We start from the raw sequence: 21,549 nt of genomic DNA, 5'->3' as shown, positions 1-21,549 counted from the left end.
GATAGTCTCAAAACGGGATATCATCGTCCAGATCATGGCTGAAACCGCCGGACTGCTGCTGCGGGCTGGAACGGCCAAAATCATTACCGCCGCTATTATTGTTGCCGCCGTAATCACCGCCACGGGATGAACCGCCGCTAAAACGATCGCCGCCGCTGCCGCTACCTTCAAAACGGCCACCGCCGCCGCCACCTTCACCACGGCTGTCAAGCATCTGCAATTCACCACGGAATTTCTGCAACACGATTTCAGTCGTGTATTTATCATTGCCGTTCTGGTCGGTCCATTTACGGGTCTGCAGCTGACCTTCGATGTAAACTTTCGCGCCTTTTTTCAGGTACTGTTCTGCAACCTTGGCCAGATTTTCGTTGAAAATCACAACGCTGTGCCATTCGGTTTTATCTTTGCGCTCACCGCTCTGGCGGTCGCGCCAGCTTTCGGATGTCGCGATACGCAGATTTGCAACCGGCTCACCGGAATTCAGACGACGGATTTCAGGATCCGCTCCGAGATTACCAACGAGAATAACTTTATTGACTGAGCCTGCCATAGACCTGCACTCCAGATTTTTTTCTTACAGTTTGCGTGACAATACATAAGGCAGCCCCCTGATGAAAGGGGAAGATGGCTTATCCAAAACAAAAAAGCCGCCGCGAAATATCGCAGCGGCTCTGATTTCACAGCGGATAACTCCGCCATACTCACGATTAACGGGAGTAATATTCAACAACCAGATTTGGTTCCATCTGAACGGCGTAAGGAACGTCGGACAGGCCTGGAACGCGGCTGTATGTTGCAGTCAGCTTGCCGTGGTCAGCAACGATGTAGTCAGGAACATCGCGTTCTGCGAGCTGGATAGCTTCCAGAACGATAACCAGCTGCTTGGACTTTTCGCGAACTTCAACAACGTCACCAGCCTTCAGGCGGTAGGACTGAATGTTAACGCGACGACCGTTTACGTTTACGTGACCGTGGTTGATGAACTGACGGGCAGCAAAGATGGTCGGTACGAACTTGGCGCGGTATACAACTGCATCCAGACGGCTTTCCAGCAGACCGATCAGGTTTTCACCGGTATCGCCCTTACGACGAGCAGCTTCTTCGTAAGTTTTACGGAACTGCTTTTCGGAGATATCGCCGTAGAAGCCTTTCAGCTTCTGCTTTGCGCGCAGCTGAATACCGAAGTCGGAGAGCTTGCCCTTACGGCGCTGACCGTGCTGACCTGGGCCGTATTCACGACGGTTTACCGGGGATTTAGGACGGCCCCAGATGTTTTCGCCAAGACGGCGGTCAATTTTATATTTGGAAGATTCGCGCTTACTCATCGCATTTCCCTTTATAAGTGATACCGGCGCGGCAGCTTATCTGCCTCGCTCGAAGGAAACGCGCCCTCCTCTGTCCTCTCATTGAGAAGACTGACAGAACATTGCAACAGCGAATGAGGCAATTATTCACGGGACACGTCTACAGATACAGGGAATCTGCGAAGATGCCCTGAAATCCTGAGCGGCTTTTAAGGAGTGGGAGCCGTTGTTGTCAAGGCCTGTGGCTCAGACTGCTGCAAATCAAATGCTAAATCGCCGAATATCGGCAAAACCGGAGCACGCTACGGCTATAGCTGCTTGTATGGTTCTAATTTTCAGTTCAAAACCGATAGCACAGATTTCAAAATGCGTCCGGACAGAGATCATCTGAATATGACAAAACTCATTATACGCTTCTATCCGGATTTGATTGCAGCTATTTGCGGACTTCTGATTATTCCGTGGATCATCGGCGTTCCGGGACAGCCGACACAAACTATTCTGTCAGGCTGGACACTCGGACTGATCACCATGGGCGGCTATCTGGTTATCTACCAATGTGTAAAGTCGTTCCAAGCATCTGCACGCTATAAAAAGAATGCATCATTGCAGCAGCCGGTGTCCGCAATTCTGAACATGTCTGCGCTATGCCTTATGCCGGCCATGCTGATTGCATTGCTTTTGCTGTTTTATGTCGAATAGGCTGACCAGCATATAAAGCGAACCACATTCTTAAGAGTGAAATACCGGTCTCATCACTGTTGAGCATCAAAGCGCGCACGCTCTTCGCGCATCATATGACGATTATCAACGGCCCATTGCCCCAGACCATCAATCGGCTTGGCCAGCGACATACCAAGCGGCGTCAGCGAATATTCCACTTCCGGCGGCGAAGTCGGGCGCACAATACGCAACACCAAACCGTCACGCTCCAATGAGCGCAAAGTCACTGTCAGCATACGTTGCGAAATACCTTCAATCAGACGGCGCAACGCATTGAACCGCACTGTGCCCTGTTGCAAATTGAGAATAACCAGCAGGCTCCATGTATCCCCAACGCGATCCAGAACTTCGCGGATCGGACAAGTGCCGTCTTCATTCGTTGCGAATCCGGCGGTGTCTGCCAGCAGCGGGACAGTTTTTTGAGTTTCATCACTATCCACGACAGATATTTTTTTCTGCATAGCCTTGGTTTGAGATGCCATTGCCTTCATCCTTCTCCTGTCCATCACCATAATAAACCTGCATTTACAGCAGAACAGGTGGTTACTTTGATGTAACCTGCCAACTTTAAAGTGCATTCTTCACAGCCCTTTAAAAGCATATTACATAGTTACCTATCGTAACCTGATTAAAAATAATTCTCAGATTTATAGTATGAGGTAAGCATCATGTCAAAAATTGCAATCATCGGCGCCAGCGGTTATGTCGGAACAGCCCTGCTCAATGAAGCCGTGAAACGCGGTCATCAGGTCAGCGCTTTTGTGCGCCATCCGGAGAAAATCGCTGCCAGTGCCAATGTCACTGCGGTGAAAGCTGACGTCCTGGACACGGACGGACTGGCTGCCCTTTTAAAAGGCCATGATCTGGTGATCTCCGCCTATAATCCGGGCTGGCAGGAAGCTGACATCCGCAATATTCACATCAAGGGCAGCAAATCCATTAGTGAAGCGGTGAAGAAAGCTGGCATCAAGCGTCTGATCGCAGTCGGCGGCGCAGGCAGCCTCGAAATCAACGGTCAGCAGCTGGTGGATTCCCCTGAGTTTCCGGCTGAATATAAAGAAGGTGCGCTGGGTGCCCGTCAGGCACTCAATGATCTGAAAGCCGAAGATACGCTGGACTGGTCTTTTGTTTCACCAGCCATTCTGCTGGTTCCGGGGGAAGCCACCGGCACATTCCGTCTTGGTAAGGATTCTCCGGTTTTTGACGACAAAGGTGAAAGCAAAATCACCGTCGGCGATCTGGCCGTCGCCATTCTTGATGAAGCAGAACAAGGCAAACATATCCGCCAGCGCTTCACAGCAGCATATTAAAAGCTAAAATAAGAAAGCCTGTTTTAATTGCAGGCTTTCTTTTTATCAGGCAGGAAACAGGCCGAGACGCTTAGCCTGCGGCGAGTTCTTTTCATCTTCACGCAGGGTCAGCACCGACACGCCTGTTGCGGTCACTGCAACCGTATGTTCGAACTGTGCCGAGAGTAATCCATCCTTTGTGGTGACAGTCCACTCATCCGCTTCGGTCTTTACGTTGCGCCGCCCCTGATTGAGCATCGGCTCGATGGTAAAAACCATGCCTTGTTGCAGAAACAGGCCGGTTCCGGGCTTACCGAAATTGAGAATTTGCGGCTCTTCGTGCATCTCACGGCCGATACCATGCCCACAATAATCATGCACAACCGAATAGCCGTTGCGCTTGGCATGGCGCTCAATCGCCCAGCCGATATCGCCGATCCGCGCGCCCGGACGCACCGTAGCAATCCCCATCCACATTGCTTCATAAGCGGCACGCACCAATCGCTTGGCAGCCGTATTTACCTCACCGACACAATAAGTCTTGCTGGAATCTGCGATATAGCCGTTCTTCTCCAGCGTAATGTCAAAATTGACAATATCACCGCTTTTCAACACATCGGACTGCGACGGCACACCGTGGCAAACCACATGATTAAGTGAAGAATTCAGGACAAAGCCATAGCCATACTGGCCCTTACTGGCCGGTCGGGATTGTAGATTCTCAGTGATAAAGCGCTCGACTTTGTCGTTAATCTCAATGGTTGAGACACCCTCCAGCGGCGTTTTATCCAGCATATCAAAGACTGAAGCCAGTAATCGGCCTGCCTCAGCCATCAGTGCCAATTCCTGTGGTTGCTTAATCATGCTTCACTCACACTCAGCGAAGACACAGCAACACCAGCGGCATTGAGCTCACGGCGCATAATTTCTGAAAAACTGAGCGTCGGATTGGTCTCGCATAACATGCCGATCTTAATCCAGAAAGCAGCCTGCGCATTAATAGAGCGGCAGGTCACCTTGCTTGCAAGACGCAGCTGCTCATGCAGCTCGTCTTCAATATTCACAATACCCATAAGGCCTCACATATGTTTTATATACATACTATACATGAAACATATATTGAGTCTCAAGGTGAATAATCCGTCAGCGATCAGCTGATGAGTTCCACATCCACTACACCGTTAATAGCCTTCATCGCGCTGGCAATCTGCGGGCTGATGCGGTAGCGATCCGGTAAAGCAACTTCGACCTCGCGCTGACCATTATCCTTGATCACGATGAAGCTGACCTCGCCGTCACCACGGGTTTTGAAGTAAGGCACAATCTGATCGAGCGCATCGCTATTCCGCAAAAACAGACGCAATGCCTTTTGCAGGCGGCTGGCCTCATCTTCCAATGACACGACCGTAGCAATACGCAGGCTCACACCTTCCGGCCGGTTTTCAGCCGAAACCGTAATCACCACCGAACGTCCGGGCTCCAACAGGTCGCGGAACTGCTGGAGCGCTTCCGAGAACAGTACCGATTCAAACTGACCTGTCGCATCTGAAAAGGCGATAATGCCCATCTTATTACCGGTCTTGGTCTTGCGCTCCTGCTTACTGATAACCGTTCCGGCCAGACGACCGTTGGTTGCACCTTTTTTCACCGCATTGGAGAAATCAGCCCAGCTTTGAACACGCATCTTCTGCAGCGCTTCATTATAATCATCCAATGGGTGTGCTGAGAGATAGAAACCCGCAGCCTGCAATTCGCGGTGCAGTTTTTCTGATGATGTCCAAGGGGTTACCACCGGCAATTGCAGCTTTTCTTTCGGCACCAGACCGGTGCCAAAAATATCGGACTGCCCGCTATTGGCATTTTCCTGCGTGCGCTGCGTATAGGCCATCAGACTGTCCATACCGGAGCTCAGAGCCGAGCGATCGACACCGAAACAATCCAGCGCACCGGCATTAATCAGGCTTTCAAACACACGGCGGTTGACCATGCGCGGATCAACGCGTTCACAGAAATCCTCAAGGCTTTCAAACGGTTTTTCTTTCCGTTTTTCGACAATATGCTCAACTGCAGCATCACCGACGCCCTTGATCGCTGCCAGAGAATAGAAAATCTTGCCTTCTCCCACCTCAAACGGACGGTAGGATGTCATGACCGACGGCAACACCACCTCAATACCAAGGCGCAGTGCATCACGACGGAAATCATTCAGCTTTTCCGTGTTGTTCATATCATAGGTCATGGATGCGGCGAGAAACTCTGCCGGATAATGCGCCTTCAGATAAGCAGTATGATAAGAAACAATCGCATAGGCCGCTGCGTGGGATTTATTGAAACCATAGTCAGCAAATTTGGCAAGAAGGTCGAAAATCGTATTGGCCTGCGCCTTGCCAACACCGCCTTCAATCGCACCATCAACAAAACGGACGCGCTGCTTGTCCATTTCCTCACGGATTTTCTTACCCATCGCGCGGCGCAGCAAATCCGCTTCACCAAGCGAATAGCCGGAAAGCTCCTGCGCGATCTGCATCACCTGTTCCTGATAAACAATAACGCCCTGCGTTTCCTTCACCAGATGGTCAATTTTCGGGTGAATAGAGGCAATTTCCTCCTCACCATGCTTGCGCGCATTATAGGTCGGAATATTCTCCATCGGGCCCGGACGATAGAGCGCCACAAGCGCAATAATATCCTCGATACGGTCAGGCTTCATCCCGATGAGTGCTTTACGCATCCCCACGGATTCCACCTGAAACACCCCGACTGTCTCACCGCGCGACAGCATTTCATAGGTCAGCTGATCGTCAAACGGCAGTGTTTGCAGATCAATATCGACACCTTTACGGGCAATCAGCTTCACGGCTGTATTGAGTACCGTCAGCGTTTTCAGACCAAGAAAGTCGAATTTTACCAGACCGGCCTGCTCAACCCATTTCATATTGAACTGGGTGACCGGCATGTCCGAGCGCGGATCGCGATACATCGGCACTAGTTCCGATAAAGGCCGGTCACCGATAACAATACCCGCAGCGTGCGTAGAAGCGTGACGATAAAGCCCTTCCAGCTTCAGCGACATATCGAGAAGGCGACCGACAACGGGCTCTTTCTCACGCTCCTCATTAATACGCGGTTCTTCATTAATCGCCTGGCCAAGTGATACCGGATTGGCAGGGTTTGACGGCACCAGCTTACACAGCCTGTCCACCTGACCGTAAGGCATTTGCAGCACGCGGCCAACGTCGCGCAACACCGCACGCGCCTGCAGCGTACCGAAAGTGATAATCTGCGCGACCTGATCGCGACCATATTTTTGCTGTACATAGCGGATCACTTCTTCACGGCGATCCTGACAAAAATCGATATCAAAGTCCGGCATCGACACACGATCCGGATTAAGAAAGCGCTCGAACAGCAAAGAAAAGCGCAACGGATCAACGTCCGTAATAGTCAGCGCATAAGCAACCAGCGAGCCGGCACCGGAACCACGCCCCGGCCCCACCGGAATGTCCTGCAGTTTCGCCCATTTAATAAAGTCCGAAACGATCAGGAAGTAGCCCGGAAATTTCATACGGACGATGATCGAAATCTCATAGTCCAGACGTTTGATATAGTCTTCATGGGTATGACCTTCGGCAAGGCCGAAAATCTTCAAACGTTCTTCAAGGCCTTCGCGCGCTTGACGCGCCATTTCATCCGCTTCTGCTTGCAGAGCAGCTTCCGGATCATCCGATTCACCGGTAAAACGTGGCAGGATCGGCGCGCGGGTTTGCGTGTACCAATGGCAACGGCGTGCAATCTCGACTGTATTTTCCAAAGCCTCCGGCAGATCGGCAAACAAAGCCGCCATTTCGCTCTGGGATTTCAGATAATGATCCGGTGTCAGGCGGCGGCGATCATCTGATGCTATGACCTGTCCGTCGGCAATCGCCAGCAGCGCATCATGCGCTTCATAATCCTCACTCTGCTTGAAGAAAGCCTCATTGGTCGCAACCAATGGTAGTTCATATTCATAAGCCAAATCAACCAATCTGGCTTCAAGTACACGGTCATATCCACGCTGGCGATGCAGTTCGATGTAAAGACGATCACCAAAAGTGTTCTTTAAAAATTCGAGACGGCTGCGCGCACGTTCTTCACGCTCAGCGCTCAGTGGCTTACCGATAGGCCCTTCAGCTCCACCAGTCAGAAAAATAACATCTTCCGACAAATCCGGCAGCCAGTCTGCACGGATATGTACCGGATCACCGGATTCAGTTTCCAAATAAGAACGGCTGACCAGCCGCACCATATTGGCATAGCCTTCTTCACTGGAAGCCAGCAGCACCACCGGAGCCAGATCCAATGCATCACGCCGGTTGATTGCGCGACCTTCTGGCTGATGATCGCCAAAGGCAATGTCAACAACACAACCGATAATTGGCTGAATACCGTCTTTCGAAGCTTTCTGCGCGAATTCCAGTGCCCCGAAGAGATTATTCGTATCTGTGACTGCAATTGCGGGAGCATTATCATCTTTGGCATGGCCAATGATTTTGCCGATTTGCAACGCCCCTTCCAGCAATGAATAGGCCGAATGCGTACGCAAATGAATAAATGCCGGTGCACCGGCAGACATATCAGAAGCAGCTACGGCAGAAACATCAGAAGGCAAAGGCATATACTCCGTCATCGCAGACACCACCTGCTCTTCTGTGAGCAATGATGCTATCGCATTTCAAAGTTTTACAGCGAAACCAGTTTTAACAATGGCAGCTCTGTAATCCGGGAAAATCGAATTGAATGATTGAAACTGAAGCCCAAAGACTCCGCTCATTCATAAAACCCTTTTTCCCGCAATGCCGTCATGATGTCCAGATGCATATATGCATTCTGCATATCATTCACAGGCAGTCCTCCGCCTGTGAGTAACTTTTATGTTCTGAGCGAACAGAACAATCAGGATCAGAATACTGCGACCCACATAGCAAATGTCGCTACGAACAAACCGATAGAAATAAATGACATAACATCACGAACCAGATCAGACATGATATGAACTCCATATGTTCCTGTATGTTTGTAATTTGTTCCATTATTGTTCCGTAGTCAACCCCTCTTTGTTCGCGTAAAAACATCTATAGTTAGTAAAATATGAATCTTTCAATCCCACTCCAGCCTGCACAGGCCATCATTTTATACGGGCAAAAATTTTACGCCTTAAATTCAAACGCATATCTTACTTATGGTAAAAATAAAAATGCCACTCATTAACTCATGAGTGGCATCTAACGAACTACCCCAAATAATGTCTTCTAAGATCACCATTAAAGAACTGATGGCTCAACCCAAATTTTTCGTGCCAACAAACGATCACGACTTATCCGATCATTGATCTTATCCGCTCCATATTGCTCAAAAAGTGTTTTGTTCACAGACAATAAAGAAACACCCAAGCCCGCCCGACCATCTGGCAAAGAAAACCCTAACAAATCCAGCAATGTAGGGAAAACGTCGAACATAGCAGCTTGTCTTTCCAGTAATTGCGGACGAATGCTATCGCCGATTACGACGAAATAATTAAGGCGTTGTTTTTGATTCAACTGCTCTTCGTAATCATTTTTCATCATCAGGTGATCACTGACGATAACAACAACCGTATTGTCAAGCAGCCCTTCATGCCGAAGAGTTTTAATAAACTTACTAATTTCATAGCCAGTACATTTTACTGAGAAAAGAATTTGAGGTAGTTTATTGTTTGGAAATGCGCGTTCACAACTCCTTGTCGAATGTCCGTTTGGAAAATGCGCTGCAATTGTCGCAACAGACATGACATATGGCTTTCCGGATTTTTTTAACAGCCGTACACGATTTTGTGCTTGTTTGAAAACAGTATCATCATAATGCCCCCAGTCATTCCGATAATCACTGGCAGCTTCGATATTATGCAAACCAAAAGCCTGGTCAAATTTATGGCTTTTCAAAAACGCTCTCATTCCGGCAAAACCATGATCAGAGCCATTCAAAAACTCAACTTGGTAATCATTTTTCTTCAACAAATCGCTGAGACAAACTATGCCGGCAAAAAACGTTTGCTGCTTATCAAACAAGTTCCCGCTTAAAAGACCATGAGGTTGCAGAGGAACCCCACATTGTGATGCGACAAAGCCAGCCATGCTCCAGCCCGTATTTTTTGCTTGAGCCAGACCTTTGACCTCCAAACCCGAAGCAGAAAGCTCTTTCAGCTCAGCAAATACTTTGTCGCCAGCAGCAATATCAGCGAAAGTACGCTCTGTACTTTCAGCATAAATAATAATCATATTTTGCTTTATGGCCGTTGCAAGTTGCAGATGATCGGGTGCAAAATAGGCTTTCAACAACCGATCATCGTAATGACTGCCAATAAAAAAACTTCCGACACTCCAAACAAGTGGGTTAATCAACAGTAGCGGAATAAATAATGCCCTGTCTAAAACCAAAAAACGTCTATCTTTATTAATTAAAAACCAGAAAGCAAGGATCACACCGAGACAACTCAGCGCAAAACGTAACGTGTATTTTGTACTATTTTCTGGAGCACCACCTTCCACTCCCATATTTAAGTGAAAAACAATACTTGCAAAATCAAAGCTGCCAAAAAGCCCAATAACACCAGCATAAATAAACAGCAAAACAATAGGGACTAAACTATAAAGGAAACGAAATGAAACTGGCTGTTTAGCAACGGCACCAAAACCGTACATTATATAAATTGCAGCTCCACCAAAACATAATGCAGAACTAACAAATCCAGAAATAAGAAAATACTTCTTAAACGCATAAGAAACAGAAAACGCCAGAACAAAAACAATAAAATTATATTTGTACTGGCTACGGTTTAAAATAAATTCCATTACTGCCCCCGCATGCGTATCTTCGCCACCCAAGGATGGCATACGCATGCGTCACAATAATTTCAAGAAATTTTCACATTCATACATTAATAAAACAAAAATTCTCCTCTTATATCACCTCTTTATTACTTATTTATTTTTAATATAAAATTTCTTTTTACTATAATACAAATTCGACGATCTTACCGTCTTTCAAAGTCACACACCGATCCATGCGACGCGCCAGATCATGATTGTGTGTTGCTATCAATGCAGACAGGCCAGACTGGCGTACCAGTGCTTCTAACGCCTGAAATACATAAGAAGACGTAGACGGATCAAGATTACCTGTCGGTTCATCCGCGAACAGTACCAGCGGCGCATTAGCAACCGCACGGGCAATCGCCACACGCTGCTGCTCACCACCTGAAAGCTCTGAAGGACGATGCGATGAACGTGGCCCGATACGCATATAATCCAGCAGGTTTTGCGCCCGCTGTGATGCGACTTTCGATGACAGTCCACGCAACATCTGCGGCACCATCACATTTTCCAGCGCGGTAAACTCCGGCAGCAGATGATGAAACTGATATACAAAACCCAGATCATGACGACGCATAGCAGTGCGCTCATCATCATCCAGCTGAGCACAAGATGTTTTCCCTAAGATTACATCGCCGGAATCCGGTTTTTCCAGTAAGCCAGCAGTGTGCAGCAATGTGGATTTACCGGCACCGGATGGCGCAACCAATGCCACCATCTCACCGCGCATCAGTGTGAAATTCGCATCTTTAAGAATGGTCAGCTCACGGTCTGCTTCATGATAACTGCGGCAGACATTTTTCAGCTGAAGGATCGGTTCCCCTGACATACCAGCCATTATTCGTACCTCAGCGCATCAACAGGATCGAGTTTAGCCGCACGCCAGGCCGGCAAAATCGTAGCAATAAATGACAAGAACAGTGCCATACCAATAACAGAGAGTGTTTCTCCGACATTCATTTTGGCCGGAAGCTGGCTGAGGAAATAAAGCTCAGGATTAAACAAGGTCGTACCCGACAGCCATGAGAAGAATGCACGGATGCTCTCAACATTGAGACACACCACCACACCAAGTACGACACCTGCCAATGTACCGGTGACACCAATTGCGGCACCGGTCATCAGGAAGATACGCATGATTGCGCCGCGGGTTGCACCCATCGTGCGCAGGATCGCGATATCGCGCCCTTTATCTTTCACCAGCATGATCAGTCCGGAAATAATATTCAATGCGGCGACCAGAACGATCAATGTCAGGATCATAAACATCACGTTGCGCTCAACCTGCAAGGCCGAGAAGAATGTAGCATTACGCTGCCGCCAGTCTGTCATCATGACAGGACGCTCAGCCGCCTCTTCCACACCGGCGCGCAAATCATCGACCTTGTCCGGATTATCCGCGAAAACCTCAATCGACTGAACACGATCTTCCTGATTGAAGAACAATTGCGCCTCGCCCAATGGCATCAGCACAATAGAAGCGTCATATTCCGACATACCGATTTCGAAAATTGCCTTGATCGGGTAGGCTTTTGTACGGGCATTGACACCAAATGGTGTGACATCGCCGTCAGGAGAAATGACTTTCAGATCATCCCCGACACCAAGACCAAGATTCTGTGCCATACGCGTACCAATAGCCACGCCATCGGAGGTATCGAAGTTCGCAAAAGTGCCGGATTTTACATTCTTGGCAATAAGCTCAAGCTTGTTGACATCCTGCTCACGCAGGCCGCGCACCAATGCGCCGGTACCTGCACCAATAGCGCCCTGCACCAGCGCCTGACCTTCAACCACCGGAATCGCGAATTTTACGCCTTTCAGCGCATCCATCCGCTTCACCAGATGGTCATAATCTTCCAGCGGACTATCGATCGGTGCAACAATCAGGTGACCATTAATACCGAGAATACGGTTGAGCAGCTCAGTACGAAAGCCATTCATCACCGCCATAACGATGATGAGTGTGGCCACACCAAGCATGATGCCGGTAAATGAAAAACCGGCAATCACAGAGATAAAAGCCTCGCGACGGCGGGAACGCAGATAGCGCCATGCAATCATACGTTCCAGTGCGGAGAATGGTCCGGTGCCCTGACGCTTTGCCTGGGCTGCCGATTTCTTTTCCTGTGGCTTCTTGGGCAATTTATTGAGCAATTGCGCTCCTCCGTTGCCTTGTTTTCCACCTGTCGCAGGCTTTTTGAACATTACTGCCCCGCAGTGAGAAGATTGATTGCGGCTTCCACAGTCATTGTCTGTCGTTCACCGGTTTTGCGATCTTTCACTTCAACTTCGCCATTCGCAACACTGCGCGGACCGGCGATAATCTGCACCGGCACGCCGATCAGATCCATAGTCGCGAATTTTGAACCCGGACGGTCGTCGCTGTCATCCAGCAAAGGATCAAGACCGGCATTGGTCAGCGCTTCATAGAGTTTTTCAGAAACAGCATCACAAGCCGCATCGCCTGGCTTCATATTGACGATACCCGCACCAAACGGCGCAATGGCTTTCGGCCAGATGATACCGTTTTCATCGTGCGATGCTTCAATCGTTGCTGCAACCACGCGTGAAGGGCCGATACCGTAAGAACCCATGGAAACCAGATGCTCTTTACCGTCTGGTCCCTGCACTTTCGCGCCCATTGGCTCAGAATATTTAGTGCCGAAATGGAAGATATGGCCGACTTCAATACCGCGTGCTGCAACCTGAGAAGCTGCATCGACCTTTGCCCATGCGGCTTCGTCGTGCATTTCTTCAGTCGCGGCATAAGGTGTTGTCCACTGGTCAACGATCGAAGCCATTGCGGCATCATCGAAGAAGTCGATATCCGCACCCGGCACTTTCAGATCAAGATAAGCGCGGTCACAGAAAACCTGACTTTCACCGGTATCTGCCAGAATGATAAACTCATGGGACAAATCACCACCGATCGGGCCGGTATCTGCACGCATCGGCACAACCTGCACGCCAATACGCGAGAATGTGCGCAGGTAAGAAACAAACATGCGGTAATAGGCAGCTTTCGCGCCTTCATAGTTCAGATCAAAGGAATAAGCATCTTTCATCAGGAACTCACGTGAGCGCATCACGCCGAAACGCGGACGCACTTCATCACGGAATTTCCACTGAATGTGATAGAGGTTCAGCGGCAAGTCCTTGTAAGAACGCACATAAGAGCGGAAAATATCGGTGACCATTTCTTCATTGGTCGGGCCGAACAGCATTTCACGCTCGGAGCGGTCTTTGATGCGCAGCATTTCCTTGCCGTAAGCGTCATATCGGCCGCTTTCGCGCCACAGATCCGCAGACTGAATGGTCGGCATCAGAATTTCATTACCGCCAGCGCGGTTCTGCTCTTCACGGATGATTGTGTTGACCTTGTTGAGCACCTTCAGACCCAGCGGCAGCCATGTGTAGATACCAGCTGATTGCTGACGGATCATACCCGCACGCAGCATCAAACGATGGGAGACAATTTCTGCCTCTTTTGGATTTTCTTTCAGGATTGGCAAAAAGAATCGCGACATACGCATGGAGGAACCACCGGAAATTGTTCCCGACACCGAAGAATCAGGAAAAAACACATAAAATCTCCCGTGTTTATTAACCACTTATCGTAGCAATGAAAACCCGTCTCACGCAGAGCGGAGCGCTGTAATTTCCAACACGGAACAGTGCAGACCTGCCGGATAAAGCCTGCCAAATTATGGCAAGCCATGCTGATTCCATAGAAAACAGGCTTACCCGCTCAAAATAGCGTGAGCTTCACAAGTTTATGCCCGCTCTTGAGAGGATAAGAATACAAACTTCTTCTGTTTTACTTCTTTGTGACATTTTTTTTACAAATTCGATTTTGACACAGAAAACAGTTCAAAAACTGCATTTTTGATCAATTTGGTCATTTAAATCGAATTAAAAACTCTCAAAATCGTATTTTCGCTTTAAATCATATGTCATTTTTGTGTTCTCGCTTAAAAAAACACGTGACAACTGATATTTCTCACTCTATTTTCAAGTTAACGACAACAGAGAGCAGGCTTAACTACTCTCTCACGCGGTCAAAGTCTTGGGAGGATGCAACTCAGGCGCGGTTTATCGCAGCCGCCTGTAATAAGGATACGAGTTGGACGCGTATTTTATCAGCAAGGCTAACGCCTTGCTTTTTTTTACATCTTAATAATACAAATATAGTGTGATTATAAAGCATAGTTTTTCTTGGCTGCAATAATAAAGCAGCGACTCTCCCGCCCTGCTCACTCTCCACATTTCACAGAGAAATCAGCGCGAGAAGCTATTTTCGATGAGAATGCTCAGTTCAGAGATCAGGCATTATCAGCCGATTGCGAAATAACCTTTAGTTGGGCGCATTATCGCGAACGTCAGATGTTACCATCTGACTGCGAAATGCTTTGGGGCTCATACCCGTCACACGCAAAAATTCGCGATTGAAATTGGACTTGGTCAGAAAACCACTGGCAAATGTAATCTGTGTCACCGGCTCGTCCGTCTCCCGCAACAGACGGCACGCCTCCTCCACGCGAAAATTATTCACATAGACAGAAACGCTCATTGCGCGACAACGATTTACCGCCTCAGACACATGACGTGGCGGTTTGCGCAAACGATGTGCAATGCGTTTCAAATTCAACTCCATGTCCTTATAGAGCTGCTTTTCTCGCATCAGATCATCCAGTTCCGCCACGATAGCCACATGTTGCTCCGTGGTCAGAGCCGCCTCCGTACTTGGCGCTTGCGCGTGAGGCTCCGCCTCCCCGCCGCTTTCATCATTGGTACGATTGTTCAGCGCCACGCCTGCTGCAGTGCCAAGGAAAAGTAATGACAGAATATTCGTCACCAAAATGATAGCTGGTGAGTAATGACCACTGTTTCGGGCAAAATCCAAATTAATCAAAAGATCAACGATTACAGAGCCGATCAGCATCAGGCCGGTAATCTGCATTGCCCGATAGGAACGCAGCACACCATCCAATCTTGCTGCAATCAAAATATCCGGCCCCTTAAAGGCAAGCCATAATAAAGAAACGCCATAGACCAGGAAAATCACAATAATAGCCAGAGCTGCCAAGTCCCGCCGGAAAAGCAACAGGCTGAAAATAACCATCACCGGCAGCAAATGCGGCCATATCTTTTTAAGGCTTAATGCCAGCGTGCTGTCGGGCACAGTGAGACTATAAAAACTTAAATAGGCCAATCCGGCAATGAGTGAGGCCAGCAATATCTGTAATGGCAAAACCGCTGTAATTTCATAGCCCCAGCGCAAACCAAGCAATACAGATTGCACCATATAAATACTAATCAGCACGATGAAAAACTGATCTGTGCGATTGCCCGTCTCACGCTTGCGCAACAATTGCCAAAGCAACATAGCCAGCAAGATTGTCACCACAAAAGGCAAAGGAATAAAAAGCACGGCACAGCCTTACATGATGGTTACAAGCCAGACTATCTCCGGTTCAGACCAAACCATTGAGAGTTCTCTATCTATTTATTTTTACGCATAACCTCTCCGAAAATCGATTCCTACTTTTCGGGATGCTCTAAAGCATGTCTGGCTCAAATGTATTCATTTAGCGTTCTCGAACATGCGATAATTAAAAGAATCTAGAGCGAGCGCAGTGGATACGATTAAACGCAACACGCTCTAGCGATGAAGCAAAACGCATTTTGCGTCGACCTTGATCAGGTTTCAGGTCGCCGAAAATGACAGAACGATCAAATATCCATGCACAGACCATCTTAATAGGGATAAATATGCATGGATTATCTGCTTCGTTCTATATTGCTTTCCACCGTCGTTGCACTCAGCGGTTGCAACAACGAACCGTCTCCTGCCACGAAGTCAGTCGCGACAGATGACGTCAATCTTGTCAAAATTAGCGGTGATGCCAGCTTTATCCGGTTAACCACTCAAGAAGATGAAAAGTGGCAATCAATCATGACCGCCAAACCGTCAGGCTGGCTCTCCGGTTGGTTCTATAATGACTGTAAAGCAAAGGGTGATATGGTTGTGACGGGACAAACATTGCTGATCACATCCCGCAACAGCGACTGGTATGATCTGTCGGAATGCAGCACCGATCTGCAAATCAACCTGCCGCGCGATGCCAGTGTGACGATTGATCAGCCCGCTTTCAAAGCTGATCTTCAGGGGCAATTCTCCGGTTTGGATATCGACACCAGAGCTGCAGATATTGCTCTGTCAGGCTCAGCCCAAACGGTTAAAATTCGTGGCGATGCTTTTCGTACAAGATTGCAATTCGATGATACTACGCAACCGGAGCAGATTGATATCGCCGGTCGTGCGCTTGATACCAGTCTGCAGTTTCCGAAAGGTACTGCGGTCAGCTATCGTATTCATGCCAAGGCATCCATGTTCGACAGTAAACTGCCGAACACACCCAATGCAAAGCCTGAAATTCTGATTTCAGGCGATGCCGTACGCACCAAAATCAGATAATTTAATTCTATATAGCGCTATGAATACAGATGATTACGGAAATAAACTCAGTTTTAGATTCACAGGTCCGGGAAGAAGTGCGGAATGTCATCCAGACCAAAGCCAAGCTTCTGCGTGACAAACCAGAATAAGCCAAAAATGATCGTGGCGACGATTGTTGTCCGTAAAAAGGCCAGCCAGATCCGCGGGCGTGCCGGAGCGCTCGCGACTGTGCCACGCACAATATGATTTTCTTCTGCCTGTGTACGCAAACCAAAAGGCAACATGGCAAACAGTGTTGTCCACCAGATGATGAAAAAAATCGCCATTCCGGATATAACCGACATATTTTTCCTCCCTGCATAACCGATACCAATATCAAGGTTATGCTCTGCTCCGGCCTCACCTTAGTTCAGCATTTTCGTGCCGACAATAGTGCCGTGCCAATGAATTCAAGCAACCAAAAATAAAACCGCCGGTCTGTGCGATACAGACCGGCGGTTTTAAACTTAACAGAAGCAATATAAATGCAGGTAATCAGGCTTCCGGAATACGTGTTACAAAGACAGTGGTAACCGGCTTTTTGCCCCAGACATCATTGGCTGCAGCACGTACTGCACGCCGTGCAGCTTCACGCACCAGTTCAAGATCCTTACGACGCGCGCGCGGAATACTGTCAACGGCACTCATTACGGCATCATAAAGCAGATCCTCGATCAAATTACGCTGAGAATCTTCTTCCGGCAGGCCAAAAGCAACCACTTCCGGATCATCGTAGATTTTATGCTGATTATCGAGAAGAATGGACACCGCCACATGGCCAACCCAAGCCAGTTTGCGGCGCTCTGTGATCCCCATTTCATCTTCATCACCAATCAGGCGACCATCTTTATAGATACGGCCATAAGGTGCTTCATCAATGATCTTTGCAGGGCCCGGTGCTAAGCGCAGCACATCACCATTGCGGATCTGCGCCACATCCGGAATGCCGGCCTGCATGCCCAGAGTGCCCTGTGCAACCAGATGCGCGGCTTCACCATGCACCGGCACCAGAATTTGCGGACGAACCCAAGCATACATACGCTTCAGCTCATTGCGGCGCGGGTGGCCCGAAACATGCACAAGCGCATCATCATCAGAGATGATCTTAATGCCCTGCTCGATCAGCATGTTTTTGATTTCAATGATCGATTTTTCATTACCCGGAATAGTACGCGACGAGAAAATCACCGTATCACCGGCGGTCAATGCCAGAGAGCGCATTTCATCTCGTGCCAGTTTGGCAAGCGCAGCACGTGGTTCCCCCTGACTACCGGTCAGAACCATCACCACATTTTCACGCGGGACATAGCCGTAATCATCTTCCGAGAGAAATTCCGGCAGACCTTCCATATAGCCAAGCTCTGTCGCCACAGAAATGCAGCGCTTCATCGAACGGCCAACCACCAGCACCTGACGACCGGCATCGCGTGCTGCTTCGGCGATTGAGCGGATACGTCCGACATTGGAAGAGAATGTGGTAATGGCCACACGGCCTTTGGCATTCTGGATCAGCTCACGCAGGCTTTCCGAAACCTGACGCTCGGATGGGGATTCACCTTCGCGCATCGCATTGGTACTGTCGCAGACCAATGCCAGCACACCTTCATCGCCGAGTTGTTCAAAACGGCTGGCATCAAGCACAGGGCCCAGGGATGGTTCCGGATCAATCTTCCAGTCGCCTGTATGGATCACACGGCCTAGCGGTGTGGTAATCGCCAGCGATACCGGCTCAGGGATAGAGTGGGTAACGGCCAGCGCTTCGATCTTGAAAGCGCCGACTTCAAAGCTTTCACCCGCACGGAATACGGTCACCGGAATTTCCGGGGCATTATATTCAGCCTGACGTTTGGCTTCGAGCAAACCGGCGGTGAATGGCGTCGCATAAACCGGCAGACGGAGGCGCGGCCACAAATCCAGCAGCGAGCCATAATGGTCTTCGTGCGCGTGGGTGATAATAATCCCGCGGATATTATTACGCTCTGCTTCCAGATAACGGATATCCGGAAGGATCAAATCTGCCCCCGGCAATTCAGGACCTGCAAAACTCACGCCCATATCGATAATGATCCATTCACGCGCATGTTCCGGCCCGTAGCCGTACATTGCAAGATTCATACCGATTTCACCGACGCCGCCTAATGGCAGGAACACCAGTTCCTCTTTGCCATTCAGCTGGGCTTTGTTCTGCAAATCATCCAAACGGGACTGGGGCATTCCCCCTCCTCAAAAACTATTTAATTCCGGTACATCATCATTTGGCATTTTCCCTGCTCTTTTAAAGACAGAGCCGGATGCGCACAGTCATAACAATGCAAACTTAAGATAATAATTTCATGACCGCTAAAGTGATTGGAAGCAAGAATTGTTCTGTGAAATTCCCAACTTACAAAAGGAAAGCTGAAGTTTTGCACTTCAACATCCCATTTATAACAATACCGGACCTATTAGCCAGTTTATCGCGTTCACTTCGGCTTGACCTGATAACACCAAGCTATCACCGCTTTCATGAAACATAACTCTAAACAGACGCTTTAACGTGTTTCAGTGCCAAAGAAAACCTCACCCGCTGAGATCGTCTGTTTACGCCCCTGTGGCAGGCTCAATACCAGATGCCCCTGAGCATCAATGGAAGAGAACACACCCTCCAGCACTTCACCACCGCTCTGCACCCGAATGACTTCGCCCACTCTTGCCGCATGGCGCAACCAATGGGTACGAATTGTTTCCAGCCCCTGACCATCATTCCACAAAGCAAAGTTCACAGCAAAGCGTTCAGCCAGTGCCTGTAAAAGCTGTTCGGCACCTTGACTATAGCCATTGTCTTTCAGATTGCTCACGGCATAGGGCACGCCCTCCGGAATATGCAGAACATTCACGCCAATACCAATAACCAGAGCCTTGCGCCCGTCTTTCAGGATAGCGGACTCCAGCAGGATGCCCGATAATTTTGCACCATCTGCCAGCACATCATTCGGCCATTTGAGCTGAAACCGTGTCTGCGTATCCGGCAGCAATTGCTCAACCGCTTCAATCAGTGAAAGTCCGGCGACGAAACTCAGCGTAGCTGCAATTTCCAAGGAATAGTCATGAACAAGTAGCAGGGTTGCTGCGAGGTTGCCGGTCTGCGTTGACCACTCGCGGCCACGGCGACCACGGCCGGAGCGCTGATCTTTGGTTACATACCAGACAAAACCCGCCTCACCGGTTTGCGCATCCTGCAAGGCTTCGGCATTCGTTGAGCCGATATACTCGAATTCCTTTACCCGATATCCGGCAGCGATTGTTTTTTCGCTCAGTACAAAAGTCATAATCTCTCTGTCATCCATTCAGCCAGTCTGTGCAGAAACAAAAACGCCCGGCACAAAACCGGGCGTTTATAACATGTTCTATTCAGATCTTATCAGAAAAATGCTTTGGCAGCATTTGTCGCCCAGATCATGATCGGCGAAGCAATCAGCGCATAGAGCAGAACGAAAGCTGCAGATACGCCCATTACCAGTTTCAGTTCACCGGCAGGTGCTTCAAGACCAGCTGCTGGCTCATCGAACCACATGATCTTGATCATACGTAGGTAGTAGAACGCACCGACAACAGAAGCCACGATACCGATAACCGCCAGCGGCACCAGACCAGCCTGAACAGCTGCAAGGAATGTGTACCACTTACCGAAGAAACCGGCCAGCGGAGGAATACCTGCAAGCGAGAACAAGAAGATGGTCATGATCGTTGCCATCACCGGATTGGTGCGGGACAGACCAGCCAGATCATTAATCTCTTCAACAGTGCCGTTTTTGTTACGCATTGCCAGAATGAATGCAAATGTACCCAGTGTCATCACCAGATAGATCAGCATGTAAATAGCAACGCCGCGCACACCGTCTACAGTACCGGCAGCCAGACCGACCAGAGCATAACCAACATGGCTGATGGATGAATAGGCCATCAGGCGTTTGATGTTCTTCTGACCAATTGCTGCGAAAGCACCGAGGATCATCGAAGCCAAAGCGACGAAGACGATGATCTGCTGCCAGTCAGCGCTCAGCGGTGCAAAGGCACCCATGGTCACGCGAACCAGCAATGCAACAGCAGCCATTTTCGGAGCAGCAGCAAAGAAAGCGGTTACAGGGGTTGGTGCACCTTCATAAACGTCCGGTGTCCACATATGGAACGGAACAGCAGAGATTTTGAATGCCAGACCGGCCATGATGAAGACCAGACCAAAGACCAGACCCAGCTGACGCTCGCCACCGGTAACGGCAGCAGCAATATCAGCAAAGTTGATTGTGCCTGTATAACCATAGACCAGAGAAATACCGTACAGCAGCATACCCGAAGACAGAGCGCCGAGAACGAAATATTTCAGACCGGCTTCTGTGGAACGCACGCTGTCGCGGTTGAAAGCGGCCAGCACATAGAGTGCCAGAGACGACATTTCGAGGCCGAGATAGAGAGCCAGCATATTGTTGGCAGAAACCATCAACAGCATACCAACGGTCGAAAGCACGACCAGAACCGGAAACTCAAACTTGTTGAATTTCTGGTCTTTGGCAAAACCAACCGACATGATCAGTGTGACAACCGAACCGATCAGGGTCAGCACTTTCATGAAACGGGTGAAGCTGTCGCTGATAAATGCCGTGCCGAAAGCAGCGCCGTCAGCAGGGAAAACCAGCACGAGTGCGAGCGCACCCAGCAGCAATGCTACGGAGAGACCCGTAACAATCGTGCTGGCGCGGTCGCCGGAGAATACACCCACCATCAGCAGCACCAAGGCGCCAACTGCGAGCAGCACCTCCGGTGCAGCGAGAGTAAGGTGGGCAATCAGATCGGTGTACATCGCTCGA

18 protein-coding genes are annotated in these 21,549 nt (G+C 49.2%); 3 read left to right on the top strand and 15 right to left on the bottom strand.

Annotated elements, in window-relative coordinates; all coding sequences use genetic code 11:
- Positions 1-7: 7 nt before the first annotated feature.
- Entirely contained in the window at positions 8-550 is a 543-nt protein-coding gene (locus tag DFR47_RS02975) for a single-stranded DNA-binding protein (RefSeq protein WP_113942883.1), read from the bottom strand.
- Positions 551-707: 157 nt separating this feature from the next.
- Positions 708-1,325 carry a 30S ribosomal protein S4 gene (rpsD, locus tag DFR47_RS02970; RefSeq protein WP_113942882.1) on the bottom strand — a complete coding sequence of 206 codons (618 nt, stop codon included), beginning with the start codon at positions 1,323-1,325 and terminating at the stop codon, positions 708-710.
- 372 nt (positions 1,326-1,697) lie between these two features.
- Here rpsD and DFR47_RS21520 point away from each other — a divergent pair, with 372 nt between their 5' ends.
- Positions 1,698-2,006: a hypothetical protein gene (locus DFR47_RS21520; RefSeq protein WP_147245474.1), complete on the top strand. Its 309-nt coding sequence runs from the start codon at positions 1,698-1,700 to the stop codon at positions 2,004-2,006.
- A 53-nt stretch (positions 2,007-2,059) separates the two neighbouring features.
- Here the strand turns inward: DFR47_RS21520 and DFR47_RS02960 are convergent, their stop codons facing one another.
- Positions 2,060-2,488, bottom strand: a complete 429-nt coding sequence (locus DFR47_RS02960; protein ID WP_113943213.1) for a winged helix-turn-helix transcriptional regulator — start codon at positions 2,486-2,488, stop codon at positions 2,060-2,062.
- A 207-nt stretch (positions 2,489-2,695) separates the two neighbouring features.
- Between DFR47_RS02960 and DFR47_RS02955 the strand changes: the two genes are divergently transcribed.
- Positions 2,696-3,337: an NAD(P)-dependent oxidoreductase gene (locus DFR47_RS02955; RefSeq protein ID WP_113942880.1), complete on the top strand. Its 642-nt coding sequence runs from the start codon at positions 2,696-2,698 to the stop codon at positions 3,335-3,337.
- 45 nt (positions 3,338-3,382) lie between these two features.
- On the opposite strand, the gene map is transcribed toward DFR47_RS02955, so the two are convergent.
- The 8 genes from map to DFR47_RS02915 all read right to left on the bottom strand — a co-directional run bounded on the left by map (position 3,383) and on the right by DFR47_RS02915 (position 15,637).
- Complete coding sequence (map, locus tag DFR47_RS02950) at positions 3,383-4,180, bottom strand: type I methionyl aminopeptidase (RefSeq protein ID WP_113942879.1); 798 nt, start codon at positions 4,178-4,180, stop codon at positions 3,383-3,385.
- On the bottom strand, positions 4,177-4,389 hold the full coding sequence (locus DFR47_RS02945; RefSeq protein ID WP_113942878.1) for a ParD-like family protein: 213 nt from the start codon (positions 4,387-4,389) through the stop codon (positions 4,177-4,179). The genes map and DFR47_RS02945 overlap by 4 nt, the downstream gene beginning before the upstream one ends.
- 77 nt (positions 4,390-4,466) lie before the next feature.
- Positions 4,467-7,928 carry a DNA polymerase III subunit alpha gene (gene dnaE, locus DFR47_RS02940; protein WP_374788391.1) on the bottom strand — a complete coding sequence of 1,154 codons (3,462 nt, stop codon included), beginning with the start codon at positions 7,926-7,928 and terminating at the stop codon, positions 4,467-4,469.
- A gap of 688 nt (positions 7,929-8,616) precedes the next feature.
- The gene (locus tag DFR47_RS02935) at positions 8,617-10,182 is read right to left on the bottom strand and encodes a sulfatase-like hydrolase/transferase (RefSeq protein WP_170137429.1); all 1,566 of its coding nucleotides are present in this window, start codon (positions 10,180-10,182) and stop codon (positions 8,617-8,619) included.
- A 160-nt stretch (positions 10,183-10,342) separates the two neighbouring features.
- Positions 10,343-11,032: an ABC transporter ATP-binding protein gene (locus DFR47_RS02930; RefSeq protein ID WP_113943212.1), complete on the bottom strand. Its 690-nt coding sequence runs from the start codon at positions 11,030-11,032 to the stop codon at positions 10,343-10,345.
- 8 nt (positions 11,033-11,040) lie between these two features.
- Positions 11,041-12,267, bottom strand: coding sequence for a lipoprotein-releasing ABC transporter permease subunit (locus DFR47_RS02925; RefSeq protein ID WP_245416448.1), 1,227 nt, complete (start codon positions 12,265-12,267; stop codon positions 11,041-11,043).
- Between the two features lie 143 nt (positions 12,268-12,410).
- Positions 12,411-13,739 carry a proline--tRNA ligase gene (gene proS, locus DFR47_RS02920; RefSeq protein WP_113942874.1) on the bottom strand — a complete coding sequence of 443 codons (1,329 nt, stop codon included), beginning with the start codon at positions 13,737-13,739 and terminating at the stop codon, positions 12,411-12,413.
- A gap of 821 nt (positions 13,740-14,560) precedes the next feature.
- Positions 14,561-15,637, bottom strand: coding sequence for a helix-turn-helix domain-containing protein (locus DFR47_RS02915; protein ID WP_113942873.1), 1,077 nt, complete (start codon positions 15,635-15,637; stop codon positions 14,561-14,563).
- Between the two features lie 345 nt (positions 15,638-15,982).
- Here DFR47_RS02915 and DFR47_RS02910 point away from each other — a divergent pair, with 345 nt between their 5' ends.
- Positions 15,983-16,684, top strand: a complete 702-nt coding sequence (locus tag DFR47_RS02910; protein ID WP_113942872.1) for a hypothetical protein — start codon at positions 15,983-15,985, stop codon at positions 16,682-16,684.
- Positions 16,685-16,743: 59 nt separating this feature from the next.
- Here DFR47_RS02910 and DFR47_RS02905 read toward each other — a convergent pair whose 3' ends face one another.
- From DFR47_RS02905 to nuoN, 4 genes are all read right to left on the bottom strand, one after another.
- The gene (locus DFR47_RS02905; RefSeq protein WP_113942871.1) at positions 16,744-17,010 is read right to left on the bottom strand and encodes a DUF1467 family protein; all 267 of its coding nucleotides are present in this window, start codon (positions 17,008-17,010) and stop codon (positions 16,744-16,746) included.
- Between the two features lie 190 nt (positions 17,011-17,200).
- Positions 17,201-18,919, bottom strand: a complete 1,719-nt coding sequence (locus DFR47_RS02900) for a ribonuclease J (protein ID WP_113942870.1) — start codon at positions 18,917-18,919, stop codon at positions 17,201-17,203.
- 317 nt (positions 18,920-19,236) lie between these two features.
- On the bottom strand, positions 19,237-20,013 hold the full coding sequence (locus DFR47_RS02895; RefSeq protein ID WP_113943211.1) for a biotin--[acetyl-CoA-carboxylase] ligase: 777 nt from the start codon (positions 20,011-20,013) through the stop codon (positions 19,237-19,239).
- Positions 20,014-20,105: 92 nt separating this feature from the next.
- The gene (gene nuoN, locus DFR47_RS02890; protein WP_113942869.1) at positions 20,106-21,542 is read right to left on the bottom strand and encodes an NADH-quinone oxidoreductase subunit NuoN; all 1,437 of its coding nucleotides are present in this window, start codon (positions 21,540-21,542) and stop codon (positions 20,106-20,108) included.
- Positions 21,543-21,549 lie beyond the last annotated feature (7 nt).

Source organism: Pseudochrobactrum asaccharolyticum, from assembly GCF_003314995.1.
GTDB classification, from domain to species: domain Bacteria; phylum Pseudomonadota; class Alphaproteobacteria; order Rhizobiales; family Rhizobiaceae; genus Pseudochrobactrum; species Pseudochrobactrum asaccharolyticum.
Note: the sequence above shows the minus strand (reverse complement) of the source record. Positions and strands in the feature narration are given on the sequence as shown.

Coding starts and splice junctions, on each gene's coding strand:
- DFR47_RS02925 (WP_245416448.1), bottom strand. CDS start 12,267: ATGATTGCATGGCGCTATCTGCGTTCCCGCCGTCGCGAGGCTTTTATC.
- DFR47_RS02960 (WP_113943213.1), bottom strand. CDS start 2,488: ATGCAGAAAAAAATATCTGTCGTGGATAGTGATGAAACTCAAAAAACT.
- DFR47_RS02930 (WP_113943212.1), bottom strand. CDS start 11,032: ATGTCAGGGGAACCGATCCTTCAGCTGAAAAATGTCTGCCGCAGTTAT.
- DFR47_RS02935 (WP_170137429.1), bottom strand. CDS start 10,182: ATGGAATTTATTTTAAACCGTAGCCAGTACAAATATAATTTTATTGTT.
- proS (WP_113942874.1), bottom strand. CDS start 13,739: ATGCGTATGTCGCGATTCTTTTTGCCAATCCTGAAAGAAAATCCAAAA.
- DFR47_RS02895 (WP_113943211.1), bottom strand. CDS start 20,013: ATGACTTTTGTACTGAGCGAAAAAACAATCGCTGCCGGATATCGGGTA.
- map (WP_113942879.1), bottom strand. CDS start 4,180: ATGATTAAGCAACCACAGGAATTGGCACTGATGGCTGAGGCAGGCCGA.
- rpsD (WP_113942882.1), bottom strand. CDS start 1,325: ATGAGTAAGCGCGAATCTTCCAAATATAAAATTGACCGCCGTCTTGGC.
- DFR47_RS21520 (WP_147245474.1), top strand. CDS start 1,698: ATGACAAAACTCATTATACGCTTCTATCCGGATTTGATTGCAGCTATT.
- DFR47_RS02945 (WP_113942878.1), bottom strand. CDS start 4,389: ATGGGTATTGTGAATATTGAAGACGAGCTGCATGAGCAGCTGCGTCTT.
- DFR47_RS02955 (WP_113942880.1), top strand. CDS start 2,696: ATGTCAAAAATTGCAATCATCGGCGCCAGCGGTTATGTCGGAACAGCC.
- DFR47_RS02900 (WP_113942870.1), bottom strand. CDS start 18,919: ATGCCCCAGTCCCGTTTGGATGATTTGCAGAACAAAGCCCAGCTGAAT.
- DFR47_RS02905 (WP_113942871.1), bottom strand. CDS start 17,010: ATGTCGGTTATATCCGGAATGGCGATTTTTTTCATCATCTGGTGGACA.
- nuoN (WP_113942869.1), bottom strand. CDS start 21,542: ATGTACACCGATCTGATTGCCCACCTTACTCTCGCTGCACCGGAGGTG.
- DFR47_RS02910 (WP_113942872.1), top strand. CDS start 15,983: ATGGATTATCTGCTTCGTTCTATATTGCTTTCCACCGTCGTTGCACTC.
- dnaE (WP_374788391.1), bottom strand. CDS start 7,928: ATGTCTGCCGGTGCACCGGCATTTATTCATTTGCGTACGCATTCGGCC.
- DFR47_RS02975 (WP_113942883.1), bottom strand. CDS start 550: ATGGCAGGCTCAGTCAATAAAGTTATTCTCGTTGGTAATCTCGGAGCG.